Origin of the sequence: Ralstonia chuxiongensis (genome assembly GCF_024158925.1) — a bacterium.
Classification (GTDB): domain Bacteria; phylum Pseudomonadota; class Gammaproteobacteria; order Burkholderiales; family Burkholderiaceae; genus Ralstonia; species Ralstonia chuxiongensis.
Window position 1 is genome coordinate 41,964 of record NZ_JAMYWC010000008.1, and the last position, 22,355, is coordinate 64,318.

The 22,355-nt window shown below is 62.2% G+C and carries 29 protein-coding genes; 26 read left to right on the forward strand and 3 right to left on the reverse strand.

Features of this window, described 5'->3' with window-relative positions:
* Positions 1-22: 22 nt before the first annotated feature.
* The 18 genes from rplE (at position 23) to dsbD (ending at position 10,946) form a co-directional block, all read left to right on the forward strand.
* On the forward strand, positions 23-565 hold the full coding sequence (rplE, locus tag NKG59_RS22980; RefSeq protein ID WP_009241894.1) for a 50S ribosomal protein L5: 543 nt from the start codon (positions 23-25) through the stop codon (positions 563-565).
* 9 nt (positions 566-574) lie between these two features.
* On the forward strand, positions 575-880 hold the full coding sequence (gene rpsN, locus NKG59_RS22985) for a 30S ribosomal protein S14 (RefSeq protein ID WP_004634486.1): 306 nt from the start codon (positions 575-577) through the stop codon (positions 878-880).
* A gap of 27 nt (positions 881-907) precedes the next feature.
* A complete protein-coding gene (rpsH, locus tag NKG59_RS22990) occupies positions 908-1,303 on the forward strand; it encodes a 30S ribosomal protein S8 (protein ID WP_004634489.1) in 396 nt (131 codons plus the stop codon).
* A 12-nt stretch (positions 1,304-1,315) separates the two neighbouring features.
* Positions 1,316-1,849 carry a 50S ribosomal protein L6 gene (gene rplF / locus NKG59_RS22995; RefSeq protein ID WP_253541834.1) on the forward strand — a complete coding sequence of 178 codons (534 nt, stop codon included), beginning with the start codon at positions 1,316-1,318 and terminating at the stop codon, positions 1,847-1,849.
* A gap of 11 nt (positions 1,850-1,860) precedes the next feature.
* Positions 1,861-2,217 carry a 50S ribosomal protein L18 gene (gene rplR, locus NKG59_RS23000; RefSeq protein WP_004634492.1) on the forward strand — a complete coding sequence of 119 codons (357 nt, stop codon included), beginning with the start codon at positions 1,861-1,863 and terminating at the stop codon, positions 2,215-2,217.
* A gap of 21 nt (positions 2,218-2,238) precedes the next feature.
* The gene (gene rpsE, locus NKG59_RS23005; RefSeq protein ID WP_004634493.1) at positions 2,239-2,757 is read left to right on the forward strand and encodes a 30S ribosomal protein S5; all 519 of its coding nucleotides are present in this window, start codon (positions 2,239-2,241) and stop codon (positions 2,755-2,757) included.
* 22 nt (positions 2,758-2,779) lie between these two features.
* Entirely contained in the window at positions 2,780-2,962 is a 183-nt protein-coding gene (rpmD, locus tag NKG59_RS23010) for a 50S ribosomal protein L30 (protein WP_003264137.1), read from the forward strand.
* Between the two features lie 18 nt (positions 2,963-2,980).
* Complete coding sequence (rplO, locus tag NKG59_RS23015; protein WP_045203011.1) at positions 2,981-3,412, forward strand: 50S ribosomal protein L15; 432 nt, start codon at positions 2,981-2,983, stop codon at positions 3,410-3,412.
* Positions 3,413-3,469: 57 nt separating this feature from the next.
* Complete coding sequence (gene secY / locus NKG59_RS23020) at positions 3,470-4,792, forward strand: preprotein translocase subunit SecY (protein WP_009277656.1); 1,323 nt, start codon at positions 3,470-3,472, stop codon at positions 4,790-4,792.
* Positions 4,793-4,818: 26 nt separating this feature from the next.
* Entirely contained in the window at positions 4,819-5,037 is a 219-nt protein-coding gene (gene infA / locus NKG59_RS23025; protein ID WP_003264140.1) for a translation initiation factor IF-1, read from the forward strand.
* 30 nt (positions 5,038-5,067) lie between these two features.
* Positions 5,068-5,184: a 50S ribosomal protein L36 gene (gene rpmJ / locus NKG59_RS23030; RefSeq protein ID WP_003264141.1), complete on the forward strand. Its 117-nt coding sequence runs from the start codon at positions 5,068-5,070 to the stop codon at positions 5,182-5,184.
* A 21-nt stretch (positions 5,185-5,205) separates the two neighbouring features.
* Complete coding sequence (rpsM, locus tag NKG59_RS23035; protein ID WP_004634501.1) at positions 5,206-5,571, forward strand: 30S ribosomal protein S13; 366 nt, start codon at positions 5,206-5,208, stop codon at positions 5,569-5,571.
* Between the two features lie 24 nt (positions 5,572-5,595).
* On the forward strand, positions 5,596-5,997 hold the full coding sequence (gene rpsK / locus NKG59_RS23040) for a 30S ribosomal protein S11 (protein WP_003264143.1): 402 nt from the start codon (positions 5,596-5,598) through the stop codon (positions 5,995-5,997).
* Between the two features lie 203 nt (positions 5,998-6,200).
* Complete coding sequence (gene rpsD / locus NKG59_RS23045; protein ID WP_004634505.1) at positions 6,201-6,824, forward strand: 30S ribosomal protein S4; 624 nt, start codon at positions 6,201-6,203, stop codon at positions 6,822-6,824.
* Between the two features lie 239 nt (positions 6,825-7,063).
* On the forward strand, positions 7,064-8,044 hold the full coding sequence (locus NKG59_RS23050) for a DNA-directed RNA polymerase subunit alpha (RefSeq protein ID WP_004634508.1): 981 nt from the start codon (positions 7,064-7,066) through the stop codon (positions 8,042-8,044).
* 155 nt (positions 8,045-8,199) lie between these two features.
* Positions 8,200-8,598 (forward strand): 50S ribosomal protein L17, encoded by a 399-nt coding sequence (gene rplQ / locus NKG59_RS23055; protein ID WP_024977878.1) that lies wholly within the window; start codon positions 8,200-8,202, stop codon positions 8,596-8,598.
* A 158-nt stretch (positions 8,599-8,756) separates the two neighbouring features.
* Positions 8,757-9,095 carry a divalent-cation tolerance protein CutA gene (cutA, locus tag NKG59_RS23060; protein ID WP_253541836.1) on the forward strand — a complete coding sequence of 113 codons (339 nt, stop codon included), beginning with the start codon at positions 8,757-8,759 and terminating at the stop codon, positions 9,093-9,095.
* 18 nt (positions 9,096-9,113) lie between these two features.
* Entirely contained in the window at positions 9,114-10,946 is a 1,833-nt protein-coding gene (gene dsbD, locus NKG59_RS23065) for a protein-disulfide reductase DsbD (RefSeq protein ID WP_253541840.1), read from the forward strand.
* Here the strand turns inward: dsbD and hemB are convergent, their stop codons facing one another.
* Together hemB and yihA are read right to left on the reverse strand one after the other, a co-directional pair.
* On the reverse strand, positions 10,947-11,942 hold the full coding sequence (hemB, locus tag NKG59_RS23070) for a porphobilinogen synthase (RefSeq protein ID WP_024977875.1): 996 nt from the start codon (positions 11,940-11,942) through the stop codon (positions 10,947-10,949).
* A 150-nt stretch (positions 11,943-12,092) separates the two neighbouring features.
* Positions 12,093-12,794 carry a ribosome biogenesis GTP-binding protein YihA/YsxC gene (yihA, locus tag NKG59_RS23075; RefSeq protein WP_045203015.1) on the reverse strand — a complete coding sequence of 234 codons (702 nt, stop codon included), beginning with the start codon at positions 12,792-12,794 and terminating at the stop codon, positions 12,093-12,095.
* A 256-nt stretch (positions 12,795-13,050) separates the two neighbouring features.
* On the opposite strand from yihA, the gene NKG59_RS23080 reads away from it, so the two are divergent.
* The 8 genes from NKG59_RS23080 to msrQ all read left to right on the forward strand — a co-directional run bounded on the left by NKG59_RS23080 (position 13,051) and on the right by msrQ (position 20,980).
* Positions 13,051-13,710: a c-type cytochrome gene (locus tag NKG59_RS23080; RefSeq protein ID WP_253541843.1), complete on the forward strand. Its 660-nt coding sequence runs from the start codon at positions 13,051-13,053 to the stop codon at positions 13,708-13,710.
* Positions 13,711-13,822: 112 nt separating this feature from the next.
* Positions 13,823-16,027, forward strand: a complete 2,205-nt coding sequence (locus NKG59_RS23085) for a cytochrome c biogenesis protein ResB (protein WP_253541846.1) — start codon at positions 13,823-13,825, stop codon at positions 16,025-16,027.
* 34 nt (positions 16,028-16,061) lie between these two features.
* Complete coding sequence (ccsB, locus tag NKG59_RS23090; protein WP_394373673.1) at positions 16,062-17,222, forward strand: c-type cytochrome biogenesis protein CcsB; 1,161 nt, start codon at positions 16,062-16,064, stop codon at positions 17,220-17,222.
* Positions 17,223-17,330: 108 nt separating this feature from the next.
* Complete coding sequence (locus NKG59_RS23095) at positions 17,331-17,759, forward strand: COG4315 family predicted lipoprotein (protein WP_253541849.1); 429 nt, start codon at positions 17,331-17,333, stop codon at positions 17,757-17,759.
* A gap of 25 nt (positions 17,760-17,784) precedes the next feature.
* On the forward strand, positions 17,785-18,357 hold the full coding sequence (locus NKG59_RS23100; protein WP_045203020.1) for an RNA polymerase sigma factor: 573 nt from the start codon (positions 17,785-17,787) through the stop codon (positions 18,355-18,357).
* 8 nt (positions 18,358-18,365) lie between these two features.
* On the forward strand, positions 18,366-19,226 hold the full coding sequence (locus NKG59_RS23105; protein WP_253541852.1) for an anti-sigma factor family protein: 861 nt from the start codon (positions 18,366-18,368) through the stop codon (positions 19,224-19,226).
* Between the two features lie 94 nt (positions 19,227-19,320).
* The gene (msrP, locus tag NKG59_RS23110; RefSeq protein ID WP_253541856.1) at positions 19,321-20,316 is read left to right on the forward strand and encodes a protein-methionine-sulfoxide reductase catalytic subunit MsrP; all 996 of its coding nucleotides are present in this window, start codon (positions 19,321-19,323) and stop codon (positions 20,314-20,316) included.
* 7 nt (positions 20,317-20,323) lie between these two features.
* Positions 20,324-20,980 (forward strand): protein-methionine-sulfoxide reductase heme-binding subunit MsrQ, encoded by a 657-nt coding sequence (gene msrQ / locus NKG59_RS23115; protein WP_253541859.1) that lies wholly within the window; start codon positions 20,324-20,326, stop codon positions 20,978-20,980.
* Positions 20,981-21,044: 64 nt separating this feature from the next.
* Here msrQ and lysA read toward each other — a convergent pair whose 3' ends face one another.
* Entirely contained in the window at positions 21,045-22,304 is a 1,260-nt protein-coding gene (gene lysA, locus NKG59_RS23120; protein ID WP_253541862.1) for a diaminopimelate decarboxylase, read from the reverse strand.
* Positions 22,305-22,355: the final 51 nt, after the last annotated feature.

Genomic DNA, 22,355 nt, shown 5'->3' on the forward strand with positions numbered 1-22,355 from the left:
GGGCAATAGAGAGGAGTTGAGCATGACTGCACGTCTGCAAGAGTTTTATAAAGAGAAGGTTGTGCCCGAACTGATCAAGCAGTTTGGCTACAAGTCCGTGATGGAAGTGCCGCGCATCACCAAGATCACCCTGAACATGGGTCTTGGCGAAGCCATCAATGACAAGAAAGTCATTGAGCACGCCACGGGCGACCTGATCAAGATCGCTGGCCAGAAGCCCATCGTGACGAAAGCCCGCAAGGCTATCGCTGGCTTCAAGATTCGCCAGGGTTACCCGATCGGCACGATGGTCACGCTGCGTGGCCAACGTATGTACGAATTCCTGGACCGCTTTATCACTGTGTCGCTGCCCCGCGTGCGCGACTTCCGTGGTGTGTCTGGCAAGGCGTTCGACGGTCGTGGCAACTACAACATCGGTGTGAAAGAGCAGATCATTTTCCCCGAGATCGAATACGACAAGATCGACGCACTCCGTGGTCTGAACATCAGCATCACGACGACTGCGAAGAACGACGAGGAAGCGAAGGCGCTCCTCAACGCGTTCAAGTTCCCGTTCCGTAATTAAGGGGTTACCGTGGCTAAATTGTCTCTGATCGAACGCGAGAAGAAGCGTGCCAAGCTCGTGGCCAAGTACGCTGAGAAGCGCGCCGCTCTCGAAGCCATCGTGGCCGACCAAAGCAAGTCGGAAGAAGAGCGCTACGAAGCGCGTCTGAAATTGCAAGCGCTGCCGCGCAACGCAAATCCGACTCGTCAGCGCAACCGCTGCTCGATCACCGGTCGTCCCCGCGGTACGTTCCGTAAGTTCGGCCTGGCGCGTAACAAGCTCCGCGAGATCGCCTTCAAGGGCGAGATCCCGGGTCTGACGAAAGCCAGCTGGTAATCACGCACAGGCTACAGGAGAAACAGTATGAGCATGAGCGATCCGATCGCCGATATGCTGACGCGTATCCGCAACGCGCAAGCGGTGGAAAAAGCGTCGGTGGTCATGCCGTCGTCGAAGCTGAAGGTGGCAATCGCCAAAGTCCTGAAGGACGAAGGCTACATCGACGAATTCGCCGTGACCGAGCAGGGTGGTAAGTCCACGCTGACGATTGGTCTTAAGTACTACGCTGGCCGCCCGGTCATCGAGCGCCTGGAGCGCGTCTCGAAGCCTGGCCTGCGTGTGTACAAGGGCCGTAATGAAATTCCGCAAGTGATGAACGGCCTAGGTGTCGCCATCATCTCGACCCCGCAGGGTCTGATGACGGACCGCCGTGCCCGCGCAACCGGTGTCGGTGGCGAAGTCATTTGCTACGTCGCCTAAGGGAGGGGAACCATGTCTCGCGTAGGTAAGGCTCCCATCGCGCTGCCCAAGGGCGCGGAAGTCAATTTCGCTGGTGGTCTGCTGACCGTTAAGGGCCCGCTGGGCAGCCTGACGCAGCCGATTCACTCGCTTGTCAAGGTCAACACCGACAACGGCACGATCACGTTCGCGCCGGCAGATGAGTCGCGTGAAGCCAATGCGTTGCAAGGTACGATGCGCGCCCTGACGGCCAACATGGTCAAGGGTGTGACGACGGGCTTCGAGCGCAAGCTGAACCTGGTCGGCGTGGGTTATCGTGCATCGGTTCAGGGCACCGCCCTGAAGCTGCAACTCGGTTTCTCGCACGACGTGATCCATGAGATGCCGGAAGGCGTGAAGGCGGAAACGCCGACGCAGACCGAGATCATCATCAAGGGTTCGGACAAGCAAAAAGTTGGTCAGGTCGCCGCTGAAGTGCGTGGTTATCGTCCGCCGGAGCCCTACAAGGGCAAGGGTGTACGCTACGCCGATGAGCGTGTGATCCTGAAGGAAACCAAGAAGAAGTAAGGGTGCACATCATGAACAAAAATGACTCGCGTCTGCGCCGTGCACGTCAGACCCGCCTGAAAATTGCGGAACTGAGCGTCGCCCGTCTGGCTGTGCACCGTACGAACCTGCACATTTATGCGCAGGTCTTCTCGGAAGATGGCACCAAGGTCCTGGCTTCGGCCTCGACGGCGGAAGCCGAAGTCCGCAAGGAACTGAACGGCAACGGTGGCAACACCGCTGCTGCCACCCTGGTGGGTAAGCGTATCGCTGAGAAGGCGAAGGCTGCCGGCATCGAAGCCGTGGCGTTCGATCGCTCGGGTTTCCGTTATCACGGTCGCGTGAAGGCTCTGGCCGACGCGGCACGCGAAGCTGGCCTGAAGTTCTAAGCCGGCATAGAGGATATCGTCATGGCAAAAATTCAACCTAAGGTCCAAGGGGACGAACGCGACGACGGTCTTCGCGAGAAGATGATCGCGGTCAACCGTGTGACCAAGGTGGTCAAGGGCGGCCGGATTCTCGGTTTCGCTGCTCTGACTGTGGTCGGCGACGGCGACGGCCGTATCGGCATGGGCAAGGGTAAGGCTAAGGAAGTCCCCGTGGCCGTGCAGAAGGCAATGGACGAAGCCCGTCGCAAGATGGTCAAGGTCCCGCTGAAGAACGGTACGCTGCAGCACGAAGTGGTTGGCAAGCATGGCGCCGCAAAGGTGCAGATGATGCCCGCGAAGGACGGTACTGGCGTGATCGCCGGTGGTCCGATGCGCGCCATCTTCGAAGTGATGGGCGTGACGAACATCGTGACCAAGTCGCACGGTTCGACCAATCCTTACAACATGGTGCGCGCAACGCTGGATGGCCTGCGCAAGATGAGCACCCCGGCCGAAGTTGCCGCCAAGCGCGGCAAGTCGGTCGAAGAGATCCTCGGCTAAGCCGAAGGGATAGGTGAACGATATGTCGCAGAAAACCGTGAAAGTCCAACTTGTGCGTAGCCTGATCGGTACGCGCGAAGACCACCGCGCCACGGTGCGCGGCCTGGGCCTGCGCCGCATGAACTCGGTGTCCGAATTGCAGGACACGCCCGCAGTGCGCGGCATGATCAACAAGGTGTCCTACCTGGTCAAGGTCATCGGCTAAGGCAAGACGGAGAAGAACATGCAACTGAATAACCTGAAGCCGGCAGCCGGCTCCAAGCACGCCAAGCGCCGCGTTGGTCGCGGTATTGGTTCGGGCCTGGGCAAGACGGCTGGTCGTGGTCACAAGGGTCAGAAGTCGCGTTCGGGTGGTTTCCACAAGGTCGGCTTCGAAGGCGGCCAGATGCCCCTGCATCGTCGTCTGCCCAAGCGTGGTTTCACCTCGCTGACCAAGGAATTCACCGCTGAAGTGCGTCTGGCCGACCTGGCGGGCTTGCCGATCGAAGAAATCGATCTGCTGTCCCTCAAGCAAGCCGGCCTCGTTGGCGAGATGGTCAAGAGCGCCAAGGTGATCCTGTCGGGCGAAATCGACAAGAAGGTGACCCTGAAAGGTATCGGCGCGACGGCTGGGGCGAAAGCCGCAATCGAAGCAGCTGGTGGCTCGCTGGCCTAATAGCCTGCTGTTTCACACTGACGGAGCATCCGTTTGGCCACGGCGAAACCTAATGTGATGGCCCAGGCCAAGAACACGGCCAAGTACGGCGATCTTCGCCGTCGGCTGGTGTTCCTGGTTCTGGCATTGCTGGTGTACCGGATCGGCGCGCACATTCCTGTGCCGGGTATCGATCCGGATCAACTGGCGCAGCTTTTCCAACGGCAGTCGGGCGGCATCCTCGGGATGTTCAACCTGTTCTCCGGCGGCGCGCTGTCGCGTTTCACGGTGTTTGCTCTGGGGATCATGCCGTACATCTCGGCGTCGATCATCATGCAACTGCTGACGATCGTGCTGCCGCAGCTGGAATCGTTGAAGAAGGAAGGCCAAGCCGGCCAGCGCAAGATTACGCAGTACACGCGCTACGGTACGGTCGTCCTGGCAACGTTTCAGGCGCTGGGGATTGCAGTGGCGCTCGAAGCGCAGCCGGGTCTGGTGTTGGATCCGGGTCTGATGTTCCGGGCCACCGCAGTGATTACGCTGGTGACGGGCACGATGTTCCTGATGTGGCTGGGTGAGCAAATCACCGAGCGTGGTCTGGGCAACGGTATCTCGATCATCATTTTTGGCGGAATTGCTGCAGGACTCCCGAACGCTATCGGCGGCTTGTTCGAGCTGGTGCGTACGGGCTCGATGGGGATTTTCTCCGCGATCCTGGTGGTGGCGATTATTGGTGCGGTGACGTTTGTGGTCGTGTTCATTGAACGCGGCCAGCGCAAGATCCTCGTCAACTACGCCAAGCGGCAGGTCGGTAACAAGATTTATGGTGGGCAGTCGTCGCATCTGCCGCTGAAGTTGAATATGGCTGGGGTGATTCCGCCGATCTTTGCATCGTCGATCATTCTGTTCCCGGCCACGATCGCGGGCTGGTTTACAGCCGGCAACTCGACGAATCCGGTCGCACGGGTCGTCAAGGACCTGGCAGCAACGCTGTCGCCGGGTCAGCCGGTGTACATCCTGCTGTATGCGGCGGCGATCATCTTCTTCTGTTTCTTCTACACCGCGCTGGTCTATAACAGCCGGGAAGTGGCGGATAACCTGAAGAAGAGTGGGGCGTTCATTCCGGGCATCCGTCCGGGCGAGCAAACCACGCGGTATATCGACAAGATTCTGGTGCGTTTGACCCTGGCGGGTGCGATCTACATCACGCTGGTGTGTCTGTTGCCGGAGTTCTTGGTGCTGCGCTGGAATGTGCCGTTCTACTTCGGTGGGACATCCCTGTTGATCATCGTGGTTGTCACGATGGACTTCATGGCGCAAGTGCAGTCCTACGTGATGTCTCAGCAGTACGAGTCTTTGATGAAGAAGGCGAATTTCAAGGGAAACCTGACGCTCCGCTAGGAGTGATCGCACGAACCTGAAGGGACATGGCTAAAGATGACGTGATCCAGATGCAGGGCGAGGTGCTGGAAAACCTCCCCAACGCAACGTTTCGCGTCAAGCTAGAGAACGGCCACGTAGTGTTAGGCCATATTTCCGGCAAGATGCGTATGCATTACATCCGTATCTTGCCCGGGGACAAGGTGACGGTCGAATTGACCCCGTATGATCTGTCCCGCGCGCGCATCGTATTCCGGGCGAAGTGAGCGGACTGGAATTGAAGGAAGAGGAAAATCATGAAAGTGCTGGCTTCTGTTAAGCGCATTTGCCGCAACTGCAAAATCATCAAGCGCAAGGGCGTGGTGCGTGTGATCTGCTCGTCGGACCCGCGTCATAAGCAGCGCCAAGGCTAATTTCGCAAAGAGGATTGACGAATGGCACGTATCGCAGGGGTCAACATCCCCAACCACAAACATACCGTGATTGGCCTGACGGCGATCTACGGTATCGGCCGCTCGCGCGCTCAAAAGATTTGCGAGGCTACTGGCATCCCGACCGACAAGAAGGTCAAGGACCTGACGGATCCGGACCAGGACGCGCTGCGTAAGGAAATCGAGAAGTTCCTCGTCGAAGGCGATCTGCGCCGTGAAACGACGATGAACATCAAGCGCCTGATGGATCTGGGCTGCTACCGTGGCGTGCGCCATCGCAAGGGCCTGCCGATGCGTGGTCAGCGCACCCGCACCAATGCCCGTACCCGTAAGGGTCCGCGCAAGGCCGGCGTCGCGCTCAAGAAGTAATCCGTCGGGTAAAGGATAGGAACTATGGCAAAAGCAGCGAATACCGCCGCCCAGCGCGCGCGCAAGAAGGTTCGCAAGAACGTCGCCGACGGCATCGCGCACGTTCACGCGTCGTTCAACAACACGATCATCACGATTACCGACCGTCAGGGCAACGCTCTGTCGTGGGCTACGTCGGGTGGCCAGGGCTTCAAGGGCTCGCGTAAGTCGACGCCGTTCGCCGCTCAGGTGGCCGCAGAGAGTGCTGGCCGCGTGGCGCAGGACCAAGGTATCAAGAACTTGGAAGTGCGCATCAAGGGCCCGGGGCCGGGTCGCGAATCGGCTGTGCGCGCACTGAACAACCTGGGTATCAAGATCCAGTTGATCGAAGACGTGACGCCGGTACCGCACAACGGCTGCCGTCCGCCGAAGCGTCGTCGCATCTAAGTGATTCGACCGACCGCGCCAGTTGCTGGCGAGGTCGGTCTGCGGGTGCTATGCTTGCCCGCTTGCCTGTCTTCCGGATTTCCCGGAAGGCGGGTTTCGTCTTTTCATAAGCCCACTGTTCGCTGCAGTCCTGTTGTTAGGGCTGAGCAGGCGGACCATCCGCGGCCATGCGCCACGGATGACTGATAACGAAGGAACATAACGTGGCACGCTATACCGGTCCCAAGGCGAAACTGTCTCGCCGCGAAGGTACTGACCTTTTCCTGAAGAGCGCACGCCGCTCGCTCGCCGACAAGTGCAAGCTGGACAGCAAGCCTGGTCAGCATGGCCGCACTTCCGGCGCCCGCACGTCCGACTACGGCAACCAGCTGCGTGAAAAGCAGAAGGTCAAGCGCATCTACGGCGTGCTGGAGCGTCAATTCCGCCGTTACTTCGCTGAAGCCGATCGCCGCAAGGGCAACACGGGTGAAACCCTGCTGCAACTGCTGGAATCGCGCCTGGACAACGTCGTCTATCGCATGGGCTTCGGCTCGACCCGCGCTGAAGCACGCCAGCTGGTGTCGCACAAGGCGATCCTGGTGAACGGTCAAGCTCTGAACGTGCCGTCGGCTCAAGTCAAGTCGGGCGACGTGATTGCTATCCGCGAGAAGTCGAAGAAGCAAGTGCGTATTGCCGAATCGCTGACGCTGGCTGAGCAGAGTGGCTTCCCGATCTGGGTTGCTGTGGACGCCAAGAAGATGGAAGGCACCTTCAAGCAAGCCCCGGATCGCGCGGATATCGCTGGCGATATCAACGAAAGCCTGATCGTCGAACTGTATTCGCGTTAATGACGACGCCCGTACTGCAAAGTGCGGGCTCGTGCGCCTTTTGGGGACGCTCATCGTCAACGATATTGTGTTCGCGCGCCTGCAATACCCGGGCGCCGATCCAATCCGAATCGTTACGTGCCGCAACGCGATTGCGGCACGTGCGTCTTCCGTCGCTAGATTCGCGATGGAACCTTTCCAGTCCAATCCGTCAGCCTTATCGGTGTAACGAGCCGAGGGTATTGAAATAGGACAACCTAATGCAAACAGCACTCCTGAAGCCCAAAATTATTGCGGTTGAGCCGCTTGGCGATCATCACGCGAAGGTCGTCATGGAACCGTTCGAGCGAGGCTACGGCCACACGCTCGGTAACGCGCTGCGCCGCGTGCTGCTGTCGTCGATGGTCGGCTATGCCCCGACCGAAGTCACGATCGCTGGGGTCGTCCACGAATATTCCACCATCGATGGCGTGCAGGAAGACGTCGTCAACCTGCTGCTGAACCTGAAGGGCGTGGTGTTCAAGCTGCACAACCGTGATGAAGTCACGGTGTCGCTGCGCAAGGAAGGTGAGGGTGTGGTGACCGCCGCCGATATCGAACTGCCGCACGATGTCGAGATCATCAATCCGGGTCACGTGATCGCCAACCTGTCGGCTGGTGGCAAGCTGGATCTGCAGTTGAAGGTCGAGCAAGGCCGCGGCTATGTGCCGGGCAACGTGCGCAAGTTCGGCGATGAGTCGAGCAAGGTCATCGGCCGCATCGTGCTGGACGCCTCGTTCGCACCGGTGCGCCGTGTGTCGTACGCGGTTGAGTCTGCACGTGTGGAGCAGCGTACCGACCTCGACAAGCTGGTGATGAACATCGAGACCAACGGCGTGATCTCGCCGGAAGAAGCGATTCGCCAGTCGGCTCGCATCTTGGTTGATCAGCTGTCGGTGTTCGCCGCGCTGGAAGGCACTGAGAGCGCCGCTGAGGCCGCCGCCGCCCGCGCACCGCAGATCGATCCGATCCTGCTGCGCCCGGTCGACGATCTGGAGCTGACGGTGCGTTCGGCCAACTGCCTGAAGGCCGAAAACATCTATTACATCGGCGACCTGATCCAGCGTACCGAGAACGAATTGCTCAAGACCCCGAACCTGGGTCGCAAGTCGCTCAACGAGATCAAGGAAGTCCTCGCATCGCGTGGCCTGACGCTCGGCATGAAGCTCGAGAACTGGCCGCCGGCAGGTCTCGAGAAGTAAGTTGCAATTGTCGGCCGGTGCGCGCGCATCGGCCGGTTTTCCCGCCATCGCTGTTTGGGTGGCTTATTGTTAAGGCTACCGGCCCGCGCCACGCAGCGTTTGTACGAGCGGCGGCGATAGAAGAGCTGGTCAAACACTCTTAAGAAGGAATCATCATGCGTCACCGTCATGGTTTGCGGAAACTGAACCGCACCTCGTCGCACCGTCTCGCGATGCTGCGCAACATGTCCAATTCGCTGCTGCAGCACGAGCTGATCAAGACTACCCTGCCGAAGGCCAAGGAACTGCGCAAGGTTGTCGAGCCGCTGATCACGCTGGCCAAGAAGGACACCGTTGCCAACCGCCGTCTGGCATTCGCCCGCCTGCGCGATCGCGACATGGTCACCAAGCTGTTCAACGAACTGGGCCCGCGTTTCGCGACCCGTCCGGGCGGCTACACCCGTATCCTGAAGTTCGGCTTCCGCCAGGGCGACAATGCGCCGATGGCGCTGGTCGAACTGCTCGATCGTCCGGAAGTTGCCGAGGCTGTGGAAGTCGACGGCGCCGCCGAGTAAGGTCAGGCCAGGCTTGCCGGTGTGACATGACGTCGCGTTGGCCAAGCCCCAAAATGCGTGCTGCGGCGCGCATTACAATGAAGCCAGGATTCGCATCCTGGCTTTTTTGTTGCCCGCTTTCGGTGTTCTGGCTGTCAGCGTGCATCCTTGGAGTATCTATGTCCGCCGGAACTGAAGTGCTGCTGGTACTGACCAACCTACCCGATGCCGAAAGTGCGGATCGCGTAACTAAGGTTGTGCTGGAATCTCGGACGGCGGCGTGCGTCAATCGCTTGCCGGCTTGTGCGTCGACGTATTGGTGGAATGGTGCGATCGAGCATGCCGCCGAGATCCCGCTGCTGATCAAGACCACGCGGGCAGCTTACCCGGCGCTGGAAGTCGCGCTACGCAAGGCGCATCCGTACGAGGTCCCTGAAATCATCGCTGTGCCGGTGGCTATTGGCTTGCCGGCGTATCTTGCCTGGGTGGCCGACGAAACGCGCCTGCCTTCCAATTGATGTTCGATTGCCGTTGATATGACCTTCTCTTCGTTCGTGTCTGTGCGACGTGTCGTGCAGTTGGTAATGTTGTTCGTCGCAATGGCGACGCTGCCCATGCGCGCGCTTGCTGCTGACGATTTCCTGCCGCCCGAGCAGGCGTTCCGCTTCTCCGCCACGCAGGTCGACGGCCAGACTGTCGAAGTCAAGTTCGCCATTGCCGACGGCTACTACATGTACCGTGAGCGCTTCGCAGTGGCGGCGGACCCGGCAACCGTTACGCTGGCGCCTCCTGACATGCCGGCAGGCAAGGTCAAGTTTGACGAGACGTTCAACAAGGACGTCGAGACCTATCGGCATGACGTGGCTTTCCGTGTGAAGGCGCAGAACGCCAAGGCGCCTTTTACGTTGATCGTCACCTCGCAAGGGTGTGCGGATCAGGGCCTCTGCTATCCGCCAATGAAGAGCCGTTTTCTGGTGGAGTCCGCTGCGGCCTCGCCCGGCGCGTCGACCACAGGTGGTAGCGACGCCAGCTCCGGTGATGCCCTCGGCCGCATCGCCAGCACGCTCGGCAGCGGTAATCTGGGCGCGATTGCGGCGATGTTCTTTGGGCTCGGGCTGTTGCTGACCTTCACGCCGTGCGTGCTGCCGATGCTGCCGATCCTGTCGGCGATCGTGGTCGGCGAACACGCGACGCGCTCGCGCGCAGCAATCGTGTCGGTTGCTTACGTGTTCGGTATGGCCGTCGTCTATACCACCGTGGGTGTGGCAGCCGGTTTGGCCGGGCAGGGGCTGCAAGCCGCGCTGCAGAACGCGTGGGTGCTGGGCGCGTTTGCTGTCTTGATGGTGGCGCTGTCGCTGTCGATGTTCGGCCTGTATGAACTGCAATTGCCGGCGGCTTGGCGCGATCACCTGACAAAAGCTTCCAGCAAGCATGGAGGCGGCGAGATTGTGGGAGCCGTCGTGATGGGTGCGCTGTCGGCGTTGATTGTGTCCCCGTGTGTGACACCAGCGTTGGCGGGCGCGCTGGCCTATATCGCGCAGACCGGCAACGCCGCCATCGGCGGCATGGCGTTGTTTGCGATGTCGATCGGCATGGGCGTGCCGCTTGTGCTCGTAGGTGTGGGGGCGGGCAACTTGCTGCCGCGCGCTGGTCACTGGTTGATCGTCACCAAAGCGGTGTTCGGTTTCATCCTGCTGGCTGTGGCGCTGTGGATCGTGCAGCCGGTGTTGCCGGCCTGGGCCGTGATGGTTGCGTGGGGTGGGTTGCTGATCGGCGCGGCCGTATTTCTGCGGACATTTGATTCGCTGCCGGATGGCGCGGGCAACGTGCAACGTTTAGGCAAGGTCGCGGGTGTGGTGCTCGCGCTGGCGGGTGCGGCGCAGCTGGTCGGTGTCGCCGCCGGCGGCCGCGATCCGCTGCAACCGCTGGGCGGACTGATTCGTGCATCGGCGGGCACGTCCGCGCAAGCAGAAACACACGGCGTGACATTCAAGCGTGTGAAGAGCATCGCCGAACTCGATGCCGAAGTGCGCAACGCGAGCGCATCGGGTCGTGCGGTGATGCTCGATTTTTACGCCGACTGGTGCGTCAGCTGCAAAGAGATGGAGCGCCTGACCTTTACCGATGCCCGGGTGCGCAAGGCACTTGCCGATGTGGTGCTGCTGCAGGCCGACGTGACGGCCAACAATGCAGATGACCAAGCCCTGCTCAAACGCTTCGGCCTGTTCGGGCCGCCCGGCACAATCTTCTTCGATACGCAGGGTCGCGAGCTGAAGGCTCGCGTGGTCGGCTTTGAACGCGCCGACACCTTCCTGGAGAGCCTGCGCCACGCGATCGGCACGACGCAGGCAGTCAAGCCGACGGCCTGATTAGGCGCGCAGCAGACGTGCGGCGTCCAGCGCGAAATACGTCAGGATGCCGTTCGCGCCGGCGCGCTTGAATGCCAGCAGCGATTCCAGCACGACCTTGTCGTGATCCAGCCAGCCGTTCTGCGCGGCGGCTTTCAGCATCGCGTATTCACCACTGACCTGATAGACGTAGGTCGGGAAGCGGAACTCATCTTTCACGCGGCGCACGATGTCGAGATATGGCATGCCGGGCTTGACCATCACCATGTCGGCCCCTTCGGCGATGTCGAGCGCCACTTCGCGCAGTGCTTCGTCCGAGTTGGCCGGGTCCATCTGGTAAGTCATCTTGTTGCTCTTGCCCAGATTGGCCGCCGAGCCCACCGCATCACGGAACGGGCCGTAGAACGCCGAAGCGTACTTCGCCGCGTAGGCCATGATGCGCGTGTGGATGTGGTCGTCATTCTCTAGCGCCAAGCGAATCGCGCCGATACGGCCGTCCATCATGTCTGACGGCGCGACGATGTCCACGCCAGCCTCGGCTTGCACCAGGGCCTGACGCATCAGGATATCCACCGTCTCTTCGTTGAGCACGTAGCCGTTGGCGTCGAGCACGCCGTCCTGGCCATGGCTCGTGTACGGATCGAGCGCCACATCGGTCAGGATGCCCAATTCAGGGAAGCGCGCCTTGAGCGCCTTTACCGCGCGCGGGATCAAGCCATCGGCATTGGTGGCCTCGATACCATCCGGCGTTTTGAGCGAGGGCTCGATAACGGGGAAGAGTGCCAGCACCGGAACGCCAAGCTGCACGCATTGCTCGGCCACGCTCAGCAATACATCGATCGACACGCGCTCGACACCTGGCATCGACGGCACGGCCTGTCGCACATTGGTGCCTTCGAGGATGAAGACCGGGTAGATCAGGTCGTCGGGAGTGAGGCGCGATTCGCGCATCATGCGGCGGGAGAAATCGTCGCGGCGCATGCGGCGCGGACGATGGTCGGGGAAGCTCGCGATCATTTCAGCAGACCCTAAGAACACACTGTGAAGTTTCGAAACCTTTGTCGCGATTATCCATCCTATGCACGGACAATGCGCCAGCGACGCTGATGCAGCGTTCCCCGCGGCTCCTCCCTGACGCGGGTTCCCATCGATGGCTCGATGGGGTCGTTACCCCCGTTGCGTGTTTGGCGACGGGGTTTTTTTTGCCTGCTCGGCTTGCGGCTCCGGTTCCAGCGCTTCGGGCAGGCACAGCCAGCCTGCGACAATTCGCTGCGCCTCCTCAATGCCGCGGCGCTTCAGGCTGGAGAACAACTGCACCGTTAGCGACACATCGCCGTCGATCTGCGCGCGGTAATCGGCCAGCACCTTGCGTGCCGCCATGAGCGCGCGCGAGGCATCGTTGTTGGTCAGCTTGTCCGCTTTCGTGAGCAGCACGTGGATCGGCTTACCTGTCGGCAGGAACCACTCGACCATCTGGCAATCGAGGTCGGTAAACGGACGGCGCGCGTCCATCATGATGACGAGGCCGGCGAGCTGTTGGCGCGCCTTGACGTAGTCGCCCAGAAGGTGAACCCAGTGCGATTTGGTCTCGCCGGGTGCTTCGGCATAGCCGTAACCGGGCAGGTCGACCAAGAAGCCGAGCGGGTCTTCCGCCTTGGCGGGCATCACTGAGAAATAGTTGATGTGCTGCGTGCGGCCGGGCGTCTTACTGGAAAACGCCAGCCGCTTCTGATTACACAGGATGTTGATCGCGGTGGATTTGCCTGCGTTGGAGCGGCCCGCAAACGCAACTTCCGGCACGGCGGTCGCCGGTAAATCACGCAGATGATTGACGGTGATGAAGAAACGGGCTTGATGCAGGAGCGACATGCGCGGCAGTACCTGTAAACTGCAGTTCAGAACTGCGTGGTTGCTGCGCCGCGAGGTCGCATTGCAGAGGTGTTATTGTACAATACGCCGGTTTACGGACGTCCCCACCAGATCCGTCGCAGGACCGCCCCGAGGCCCGGGCCGGTCCGTTTTCATGCGCTGGTCTGGCACGAGGAGAAGGGGGCGCCCGGCGCCGCAGGGTCCCGCATTGGGCGGCGCACGCAGCATTCGAAAACAATCTAAACAAGGTGTGCGAATGAACCGCATCGCGAACGTTTTTGCTGTCGCAGCGCTGTCCCTGGCATCGGTCCTCTCCATGGCCCATGCCGAAGAGCAAAAAGTCGCCAAGGGCGACGCCGCACGCGGCGAAACGATCTTCAACACCGGTGTGCCCGCCAATGGCGTGCCCGCGTGTGCCAGTTGTCACGGCGCCGGCGGCAACAGCGCCATGAACGTCAACCCGAAGCTGGCTGGCCAGCACGCCGAATACATCGAAAAGCAGCTCAAGGATTTCAAGGCCAAGACCGACCGTAACCAGCCGGTCATGTCGCTGTACGCCGGCGCGCTGTCGGATCAGGACATGAAGGACATTGGCGCCTACCTGGGCAAGCAACCGGCTTGGAAGCCAGGTTCGGCCAAGAGCAAGGACACCATCGAGTTGGGCCAGAAGCTGTATCGCGGCGGCGACGCCAAGCGCGGTATCGCAGCGTGCGCGGGCTGTCACGGCCCGACGGGTGCCGGCATCCCGGCGCAATATCCGCGTATTGCAGGTCAGTTCTCCGAATACACTGAAGCTCAACTGGTTGCGTTCCAAAGCGGTACCCGCAAGAACAGCGTACAGATGCACGACTTGGCTGGTCGCATGACGGCCCAGCAGATCAAGGCGGTGGCCGACTACATTGCGGGCCTGCGCTAATCTGCCGCACCCGGCCGTCATGTGACGGTCGCACAATCAACAAGAAGAACAGGGTGGCAATGCGCCTGGCATCGCCACCCTGTTTTCGTTTCTGAACAGGTTGTCTCCCAGCATGTCTTCGGTCTCCACTTCCGGCGTCCAGATCCGCTCCCGCCGTCGCGCGCTGCGCGAAACGGTTGAGCTGCTGTCGTCGATGCGCTTTGCCATCAGCCTGCTGACGGTGATCGCCATTGCCAGCGTGATCGGCACGGTGCTCAAGCAGAACGATCCGTACCCGAACTACGTCAACCAGTTCGGGCCGTTCTGGGCCGATGTGTTCCGCTCGCTGACGCTGCCCACCGTCTATAGCGCGTGGTGGTTTCTGCTGATCCTGGCATTCCTGGTGGTGTCCACCTCGCTGTGCATCGTGCGCAATGCCCCCAAGATGCTGGCCGACATGCGCTCCTGGCGCGAAAACGTGCGCGAAGGCAGCCTGCGCGCGTTCCACCACCGCGACGAATTTGATTCCACCGTCGACACCGCAACCGTGACCGCACGCCTGGCCGCGCTCGCGCAGAACCGCGGCTTCCGCATCAAGGCGTTCGCGCGCGAGGGTGGTGCGACGCTGATCACCGCAAAGGCGGGGGCGGGCAACAGGATCGGCTACATCCTGGCGCACACGGCCATCGTCGTAATCTGCATCGGCGGGCTGCTGGACGGCGACATGATGATCCGCGCGCAGATGTGGTTTGGCGGCAAATCGCCCATCAAGGGCAATGCAGTCATCAGCGACATTGGGTCGGAGCATCGGCTCTCGACGTCGAACCCGGGTTTCCGCGGTAATGCGTTCGTGCCGGAAGGTTCGAGCGTCAGCACGGCCATCCTGAACATCGCCGATGGCGCGTTGATCCAGGACTTGCCGTTCATGATCACGCTCAAGAAGTTCACCGTTGAGCATTATTCGACGGGCATGCCAAAGCTGTTCGCCAGCGACATCGTCGTGACCGACCGTCGTACCGGCAAGCAGACCGCCGCGCGCGTGGAGGTGAACAAGCCGTTCGTGTATGACGGCGTGGCGATCTACCAGTCTAGCTTCGAAGATGGCGGCTCGAAACTCAAGCTGACCGGCTTCCCGATGCAAGGTGATAACGCCAAGACGTTCGACATGTCGGGCGTCGTGGGCGAAAGCTCCAAGCTCACCGGCAAGGGTGGCGACTACACGGTCGAGTTCTCCGACTTCCGCCTGATGAATGTCGAAACGGTGACGGACGCCTCGGGCAAGCAGGACGCTCGCGGCGTTGGCAAGAAGGGCGGTGCGGAAAGTGGTCTGCGCACGGAGCTTGGCAACGTGACCAAGATGACGCGCGACCGCGACCTGCGCAACGTCGGCCCTTCGGTGCAGTACAAGCTGCGCGACGCCAACGGCCAGGCGCACGAGTTCAGCAATTACATGCAGCCGGTTACGCTGGATGGGCAGTCGGTGTTCCTTGCCGGCATGCGCTCACAGCCCGACGAGCCATTCCGCTACCTGCGCATTCCTGCGGACGCACAGGGCACCGTCGGCGACTGGATGCGCCTGCGCGCCGCGCTGCAAAATCCGGCGATGCGGGGCGAAGCGGCGCGCCGGTTTGCGCTGCTCTCCATGCCCGGCGAGCAGCGTGCGGAACTGCGCAACCAGTTGATGGAAAGCGCCCGTCGCGCGCTCGACCTCTTTGCTGGCGCTGTCGATGTAAAGGACGGCTCCGCGAGTGCACAGGGCGGCTTTGCCGCAGTTGCCACATTCCTGCAGAAATCGGTGCCCGAAGGCGAGCGCGAGAAGGCCGCCGATGTGCTGATGAAGATCATCAACAGCTCGATGTGGGAGTTGTGGCAACTGGCCCGCGCGCAGGACGGCCAACCGGCACCCATCGTGGATGCCGCCAGCAGCCAATGGTTGCAAAGCGCCATCAACGCGCTGTCGGACAACGCCTTCTACGGTGCACCGGTGTATCTGCAGCTGACCGACTTCCAGCAAGTGCAGGCCAGCGTGTTCCAGCTCACACGTGCGCCGGGCAAAAACATCGTGTATCTTGGGTCGTTGCTGCTGGTGCTGGGCGTGTTCTCGATGTTTTACGTGCGAGAGCGCCGCTGGTGGCTGTGGATCCGACCGCAATCCGGTCAGGCCAATGAAAGCGCCTCCGGCGCACATGTGCTGACCGCCATGTCGACCATGCGCCGCACGCTCGACTTTGACCGCGAGTTCGAGCGCCTCAAGCACGACATCCGCGCCGCAGCAGGAGCCCCAAGCGCCCCCGATGCCGCCGGTGCAGCGAGCGTCGACCCCAAACCAACGAAGTGAGCCGGTGATGGAAGCGAGCAATCCCCAAACGACCATGGCGAGCGCCGATCTGGGCGCGCTGCAACGCCCATCGTATTTCCGCCGCCTAGGCTGGTTTGACTGGCTGTTTGCTGCAATGCTGGCGGCCGGCGCCGGTTATGCCTTCTCGCGCTATGGCGCATACATGGACGGCTACGAGCGCGGCATTCTCGTCGCGGCCGTGCCCGCCTTCGCATGGCTGGGCTGGACGTGGAAGCCGGTGCGCGTGCTGATGATTGGCATCGCCGTGTTGGCGCTGTTCAGTATCTCGCAATACGCCGGCGCCAATGGCCCGGATCTCGCCCGCGCCGAGCACGCCTTCTTCCTCAAGTATTTCCTTGCCAGCCAGTCGGCCATCCTGTGGATGAGCGCACTGATCTTCCTGTCCACGCTATTTTTCTGGACGGGTTTTCTGCTGCGCTGGGAAGCGGGTGGGTCGATCGGCAGCAAGCTGTGCTGGGCAGCCGTGGTGCTCGGCCTGACCGGCATGCTGGTGCGGTGGTATGAGTCGTACCTGGTGGGCGCAGACATTGGCCACATCCCCATCTCGAATCTGTACGAGGTGTTCATCCTCTTTACGCTGATCACGTCGCTGTTCTATCTGTACTACGAGCAGCGTTACAAGACGCGCGCGCTGGGGCCGTTCGTGATGCTGGTGGTGTCGGCGGCGGTGGGTTTTCTGCTGTGGTACACGGTGTCGCGCAGCGCGCAGGAGATCCAGCCGCTGGTGCCGGCACTGCAGAGCTGGTGGATGAAGATCCACGTACCGGCCAATTTCATTGGTTACGGCACATTCGCGCTGTCGGCTATGGTGGGCGCAGCTTATCTGCTGAAGGAGCGCGGCGTGCTGGCCGATCGCCTCCCGTCGCTCGAAGTGCTCGATGACGTGATGTACAAGGCCATCACCGTGGGCTTTGCGTTCTTCACCATCGCCACGATTCTCGGTGCGCTGTGGGCGGCTGACGCCTGGGGCGGCTACTGGAGCTGGGATCCGAAGGAAACCTGGGCGCTGATCGTTTGGCTGAACTACGCCGCGTGGCTGCACATGCGCCTGATGAAGGGCCTGCGTGGCCGCATGGCGGCGTGGTGGGCGCTGATTGGCCTATTGGTGACGACGTTCGCCTTCTTGGGCGTAAACATGTTCCTCTCGGGCCTGCACAGCTACGGCGAGCTGTAAGCCGTCAGTCACAAAAAATTCTCGGCGGACTGGAATAAAGACGCGCCTAGCGTGTTTACTGCTCAGTGAGGGCGCGATCGGCGCGCCCCTCCATCCAAGGAGAACAAGATGAGCCAGTCCGCAGCTTCCCAGAAGTTGTTTAATCCGCGCGCCGCGTTGGCCGGCGCCGCGCTGCTTGCCGCATTCGGTTTGGCAGGCTGCAGCAGCATGGGTATGGGCGGGTCGTCGACGCCATCGGCCGTCAAGGTGACCAACGGCACGCTCACGGATCAGCACGGCATGGCGCTTTACACGTTCGACCGTGACGCCATGGCCGGCAAGAGCGCCTGCAACGGCAAGTGCGCTGAGAACTGGCCGCCGCTGGCTGCCAATGACGCCGACAAGCCGTCCGGCGATTACACCATCATCACGCGCGACGACGGCAAGAAGCAGTGGGCCTATCGCGGCAAGCCGCTCTACCTCTGGACCAAGGACAAGATGCCGGGCGACCAGACCGGAGACGGTTTCATGAACGTTTGGCACGTCGCCAAACCGTAAGCACGCCGCCTTCGCTCGCGCCCCTATGTCCGACCTGGCCAGCCGGCTGATCGCGCTCACGCCACGCCTGCGCCGACACGCGCGCGGCCTGATGCGTGACGCCAGCCGTGCAGACGATCTTGTCCAGGACACGCTGGAACGCGCCTGGCGTTACCGCTGGCGGTTCCAGCTGCGGCCCAGGCTTGGGCCGATCGGGCAGATTGGCGCAAAGGGCGAGGGCGACGGGTTGTTTGCCTGGCTGCTCACCATCATGCATCGGCTGCACCTGAACGCCGTCCGCCGGCCCGATCGGATCGAGCTAAGCGACTCACCCCCCGAGATTCCGGTCGACGACGATCCCGGCTTGCGCCGTGATCTGCTGCGTGCGCTGGCGACGCTGCCCGAAGACCAGCGGGCGGTACTGCTGCTCGTCGGTCTGGAGCAGTTTGCCTACAAGGAAGCAGCCGACGTGCTGGGCGTGCCTGTGGGCACGGTGATGTCGCGGCTGTCGCGGGCGCGTGAGCGGATGCGCGTGGCGCTCAACGGTTCGCCCGAAGCGTCGCGGGCACCTGCGGCATCTGGCGACGGCAGCAGCGCAGCGCTGCACCGCGTGAAGTGAGGCTCGCCATGTCCTCCAATTCCATTCATATCGACGAGCTCCACGCCTATGCCGACGGCCGCTTGCCCGCGGCGCGACGCGCTGTCGTGGAGGCCTACCTTGCTGCGCACCCAGGCGCCGCCGCCGAGGTCGCGGGCTGGCGCAAGACGGACGCGCAATTGCACCACGCGCTCGATCCGCTGCTCAACGAACCCGTGCCGCAGCGTCGCATTCCGGCGGAGATCCTCGCGGCAGCATGTCGCCCCGCGGCCAGCGGCTTTGGCGCGATGCGTGGCTGGAGTGTCGTGGCGCTGGGTGTTGCATGCCTGGCCATTGGCTCGGGCGCCGGTTGGCTTGGACGAAGTGCCGTCGAGCGCACCATGCCCATGCAGCGTTTCGCCAACGATGCACTCGTATCGCACGTCGTCTTTTCTCCCGAGTCGAAACACATGGTGGAGGTGCCGGCCGATGAAGAGGCGCATCTCGTCACATGGTTGTCGCGGCGGCTCGATGCGCAGTTGCGTGTTCCCGACCTGACGTCGCTCGGCTACCGGCTCATCGGCGGGCGCCAGACGGTGGTGGCTGATGCGCCCACGGCCATGCTGATGTACGAAGGGCCCGGCGGCACGCGTATCTCCGTGCAGTTGCGGCGCATGCCGAACAACCGCGATACCGGCTTCCGGCTGGAGACGCTCGCCCCCGACAACCGCGTGCTGCAGGCGATTCATCCTGCGGTGGATCACCCGCCACCGATGGCGTTCTATTGGGCGGATCGCGGCCTGGGGTTTGCGGTCGCCGGCCCGCTGGCGCGGACGCAGTTGCTGGAAGTGGCCCAGGTGGTCTATCGGCAGTACAGCGAATTCACCGGGCCAGCGCCCCGCAAGGAATAGCGCCATATTTTTTTCCCGCGCACTGTCAGGTTGGCGGCGCGGGCACGACCAACGCACATGGGACAGCGCTCCCGCACAACGAGGACCACGAATCATGTTGATCAAGACTGACCGCTGGCTGCGTGGCGACGACATCCCCGCCAGCGAGATCACACCGCAGCACATCTTCGAGCAGCGCCGTCGCTTTTTGGCCGCTGCCGCCATGGGCGCCGCCGGCGCAACGCTGGCGCCGTGGGCGTCGCGCGAGGTCTTCGCCGCCAACCCGTCGCTGGCCAAGTTGCCCGGCAAGCCGAATCCGGCATACACGACCGTGGAAAAGGCCACCCCGTATGACCAGGTCACCACGTACAACAACTTCTACGAGTTCGGCACCGACAAGGCCGACCCGGCACGTTATGCCAGCACGCTGCGCCCGCATCCGTGGCAAGTCAGCGTGGAAGGCTTGGTGAAGACGCCCAAAACCTACGACCTGGACGACCTGATGAAGCTCGCGCCAATGGAAGAACGCGTCTACCGCCTGCGTTGCGTCGAGGGCTGGTCGATGGTGATTCCGTGGGTGGGCTTTCCGCTGGCCGAGTTGATCAAGCGTGTGGAGCCTCAGGGCAGCGCCAAGTACATCCAGTTCATCTCGCTGGCCGACAAGCGGCAGATGCCCGGCATCAGCAGCCCCGTCCTGGAGTGGCCGTATAGCGAAGGCCTGCGCCTGGACGAGGCGATGCATCCCTTGGCGCTGCTCACCTTCGGGCTCTACGGCCAGGTGCTGCCGAATCAGAACGGTGCGCCCGTGCGCGTGATCGTGCCGTGGAAATACGGCTTCAAGAGCGCGAAGTCCATCGTCAAGATCCGCTTTGTCGACAAGCAGCCGCCGACGAGCTGGAACCTTGCTGCGGCCAACGAATACGGCTTCTATTCCAACGTGAACCCGACCGTGGATCATCCGCGCTGGAGCCAGGCCACTGAACGCCGCATCGGCGAGGACAAAGGCGGCTTTGGCGGCCTGTTCGCGCCCAAGCGCAAGACGCTGATGTTCAATGGCTACGAGCAGGTCGCCCCGCTCTACGCGGGCATGGACCTGCGCAAGAACTTCTGAGGCCGACATGACACTGCTGCCGCCGATGTTGCCGCCCAAGCAGTTGCGTGTGGTGAAGGCGATCGTGTGGGTCGTTGCGCTCATGCCGTTCCTGCGCATCGTCTTCTTGGGCACGACCGATCAGTTCGGGCCGAATCCCCTGGAGTTCGTCACGCGCTCGACCGGTACGTGGACGCTGGTGCTGCTGTGCTGCACGCTGGCCATCACGCCGCTGCGCCGAATCACGGGTATGAACTGGTTGATCCGGCTTCGCCGCATGCTTGGGCTGTACGCGTTCTTCTATGGTTCGATCCACTTCCTGATCTGGTTGCTGGTCGATCGCGGGCTTGATCCGGCGTCGATGCTCAAGGACATCGTCAAGCGGCCTTTCATCACCGTTGGTTTCGCGGCGTTCGTGCTGATGATTCCGCTGGCCGCCACCTCGACCAACGCGATGGTCCGAAGGCTCGGCGGCAAGCGTTGGCAATGGTTGCACCGGCTTGTCTACGTGACGGGCGTGCTCGGCATCCTGCACTACTGGTGGCACAAGGCCGGGAAGCACGACTTTGCGGAGGTGTCGATCTATGCGGCAGTGATGGCGGTGCTGCTTGGGTTGCGGGTCTGGTGGGCGTGGCGCTCGCCACGCACTGCGATGGCCGGAGCAGCCATGCCAGTGCGCGATTGATGTTGGTCGCGCCCATGAAAAAAGCCGACGTTTGTGCGTCGGCTTTTTCTTTGCGGTGGGGGGCTTACACCGGGAAGAGGTGCTCTCCGCGGATCAGGTCTTCAAAGCACTCCCGCTCGCGTGCCAGGTGCACATTGTCGCCATCGACGATGACCTCGGCGGCGCGATTGCGCGTGTTGTAGTTCGAACTCATCGTGAAGCCGTACGCGCCGGCCGACAGGATCGCGAGCACGTCGCCCGGCTGCACCGCCAGTGAACGGTCGCGGCCGAGCCAGTCCCCCGATTCGCATACCGGGCCCACGACGTCGTAGACGACCGGCGCGCTCTGGCCTTCGCGCACCGGCACGATGTGGTGATACGCCTCGTACATCGCCGGGCGGGCGAGGTCATTCATGGCCGCATCGACGATGCAGAAGTTTTTGCTCGCGCCGGGCTTGAGGTATTCGACCCGCGTGAGCAGCAGGCCGGCGTTACCCACCAGCGAGCGGCCCGGCTCGAACAGCACGGTGCGATCGCCAAAGCCGCGTTGCTCGACGCGGTCGAGCAGCGTGCGCGCGAAGGCGGTGATGTCCGGCGGCGTCTCGTCTGTGTAAGTGATGCCCAGGCCGCCGCCCACATCAATGTGGGACAGCCGGATGCCCTCGGCGTCCAGCTGCGTCACCACGTCAAGCACCTTGTCCAGCGCATCCAGATACGGCGACACCTCGGTGATTTGCGAGCCGATATGGCAGTCGATGCCGACCACGCGCAGGTTCGGCATCGCAGCGGCCGCGCGGTACGTCGGCAGCACTTCGTCAAACGCCACGCCGAACTTGTTGCCCTTCAGGCCCGTCGAGATGTATGGGTGCGTCTTGGCGTCCACGTCCGGGTTGATGCGCAGCGACACGGGCGCGACCTTGCCCATCGAGGCGGCCACGTCGTTCAGGCGGTGCAGCTCGGGAATCGACTCCACGTTGAAGCACGCCACGCCGACTTCCAGCGCGAAGCGCATTTCGTCCGCGCTCTTGCCCACACCCGAGAACACCACCTTCGCAGCCGGCGCACCGGCGGCCAGCACGCGCTTGAGTTCGCCTGCGGACACGATGTCAAAGCCTGCGCCAAGCTGTGCGAACACCTGCAGCACGGCCAGGTTCGAGTTGGCCTTCATGGCGTACTGCACATGCGCGTTGCGGCCCTCGCATGCGGCGGCGTAGGCGCGATAGTTGGCGGTGAGCGCGGCGCGCGAGTACACGTAGGTGGGCGTGCCGAACTGCGCGGCAATCGCGTCCAGCGCGACGCCTTCGATCATCAGCGCGCCTTCCTGGCGAATCAGGGACTCGGACATGAGTGGGAACATTCTGGGCGCCGCACCGGATGGGGTTGGCGCCGGTTGAGC

What these genes read in the sequence shown, in the direction of transcription:
- rplE (WP_009241894.1), top strand. Translation starts at nt 23, where the DNA reads ATGACTGCACGTCTGCAAGAGTTTTATAAAGAGAAGGTTGTGCCCGAA.
- rpsH (WP_004634489.1), top strand. Translation starts at nt 908, where the DNA reads ATGAGCATGAGCGATCCGATCGCCGATATGCTGACGCGTATCCGCAAC.
- rplF (WP_253541834.1), top strand. Translation starts at nt 1,316, where the DNA reads ATGTCTCGCGTAGGTAAGGCTCCCATCGCGCTGCCCAAGGGCGCGGAA.
- rplR (WP_004634492.1), top strand. Translation starts at nt 1,861, where the DNA reads ATGAACAAAAATGACTCGCGTCTGCGCCGTGCACGTCAGACCCGCCTG.
- rpsE (WP_004634493.1), top strand. Translation starts at nt 2,239, where the DNA reads ATGGCAAAAATTCAACCTAAGGTCCAAGGGGACGAACGCGACGACGGT.
- rpmD (WP_003264137.1), top strand. Translation starts at nt 2,780, where the DNA reads ATGTCGCAGAAAACCGTGAAAGTCCAACTTGTGCGTAGCCTGATCGGT.
- rplO (WP_045203011.1), top strand. Translation starts at nt 2,981, where the DNA reads ATGCAACTGAATAACCTGAAGCCGGCAGCCGGCTCCAAGCACGCCAAG.
- secY (WP_009277656.1), top strand. Translation starts at nt 3,470, where the DNA reads ATGGCCCAGGCCAAGAACACGGCCAAGTACGGCGATCTTCGCCGTCGG.
- infA (WP_003264140.1), top strand. Translation starts at nt 4,819, where the DNA reads ATGGCTAAAGATGACGTGATCCAGATGCAGGGCGAGGTGCTGGAAAAC.
- rpmJ (WP_003264141.1), top strand. Translation starts at nt 5,068, where the DNA reads ATGAAAGTGCTGGCTTCTGTTAAGCGCATTTGCCGCAACTGCAAAATC.
- rpsM (WP_004634501.1), top strand. Translation starts at nt 5,206, where the DNA reads ATGGCACGTATCGCAGGGGTCAACATCCCCAACCACAAACATACCGTG.
- rpsK (WP_003264143.1), top strand. Translation starts at nt 5,596, where the DNA reads ATGGCAAAAGCAGCGAATACCGCCGCCCAGCGCGCGCGCAAGAAGGTT.
- NKG59_RS23050 (WP_004634508.1), top strand. Translation starts at nt 7,064, where the DNA reads ATGCAAACAGCACTCCTGAAGCCCAAAATTATTGCGGTTGAGCCGCTT.
- rplQ (WP_024977878.1), top strand. Translation starts at nt 8,200, where the DNA reads ATGCGTCACCGTCATGGTTTGCGGAAACTGAACCGCACCTCGTCGCAC.
- cutA (WP_253541836.1), top strand. Translation starts at nt 8,757, where the DNA reads ATGTCCGCCGGAACTGAAGTGCTGCTGGTACTGACCAACCTACCCGAT.
- dsbD (WP_253541840.1), top strand. Translation starts at nt 9,114, where the DNA reads ATGACCTTCTCTTCGTTCGTGTCTGTGCGACGTGTCGTGCAGTTGGTA.
- hemB (WP_024977875.1), bottom strand. Translation starts at nt 11,942, where the DNA reads ATGATCGCGAGCTTCCCCGACCATCGTCCGCGCCGCATGCGCCGCGAC.
- yihA (WP_045203015.1), bottom strand. Translation starts at nt 12,794, where the DNA reads ATGTCGCTCCTGCATCAAGCCCGTTTCTTCATCACCGTCAATCATCTG.
- NKG59_RS23080 (WP_253541843.1), top strand. Translation starts at nt 13,051, where the DNA reads ATGAACCGCATCGCGAACGTTTTTGCTGTCGCAGCGCTGTCCCTGGCA.
- NKG59_RS23085 (WP_253541846.1), top strand. Translation starts at nt 13,823, where the DNA reads ATGTCTTCGGTCTCCACTTCCGGCGTCCAGATCCGCTCCCGCCGTCGC.
- ccsB (WP_394373673.1), top strand. Translation starts at nt 16,062, where the DNA reads ATGGCGAGCGCCGATCTGGGCGCGCTGCAACGCCCATCGTATTTCCGC.
- NKG59_RS23095 (WP_253541849.1), top strand. Translation starts at nt 17,331, where the DNA reads ATGAGCCAGTCCGCAGCTTCCCAGAAGTTGTTTAATCCGCGCGCCGCG.
- NKG59_RS23100 (WP_045203020.1), top strand. Translation starts at nt 17,785, where the DNA reads ATGTCCGACCTGGCCAGCCGGCTGATCGCGCTCACGCCACGCCTGCGC.
- NKG59_RS23105 (WP_253541852.1), top strand. Translation starts at nt 18,366, where the DNA reads ATGTCCTCCAATTCCATTCATATCGACGAGCTCCACGCCTATGCCGAC.
- msrP (WP_253541856.1), top strand. Translation starts at nt 19,321, where the DNA reads ATGTTGATCAAGACTGACCGCTGGCTGCGTGGCGACGACATCCCCGCC.
- msrQ (WP_253541859.1), top strand. Translation starts at nt 20,324, where the DNA reads ATGACACTGCTGCCGCCGATGTTGCCGCCCAAGCAGTTGCGTGTGGTG.
- lysA (WP_253541862.1), bottom strand. Translation starts at nt 22,304, where the DNA reads ATGTCCGAGTCCCTGATTCGCCAGGAAGGCGCGCTGATGATCGAAGGC.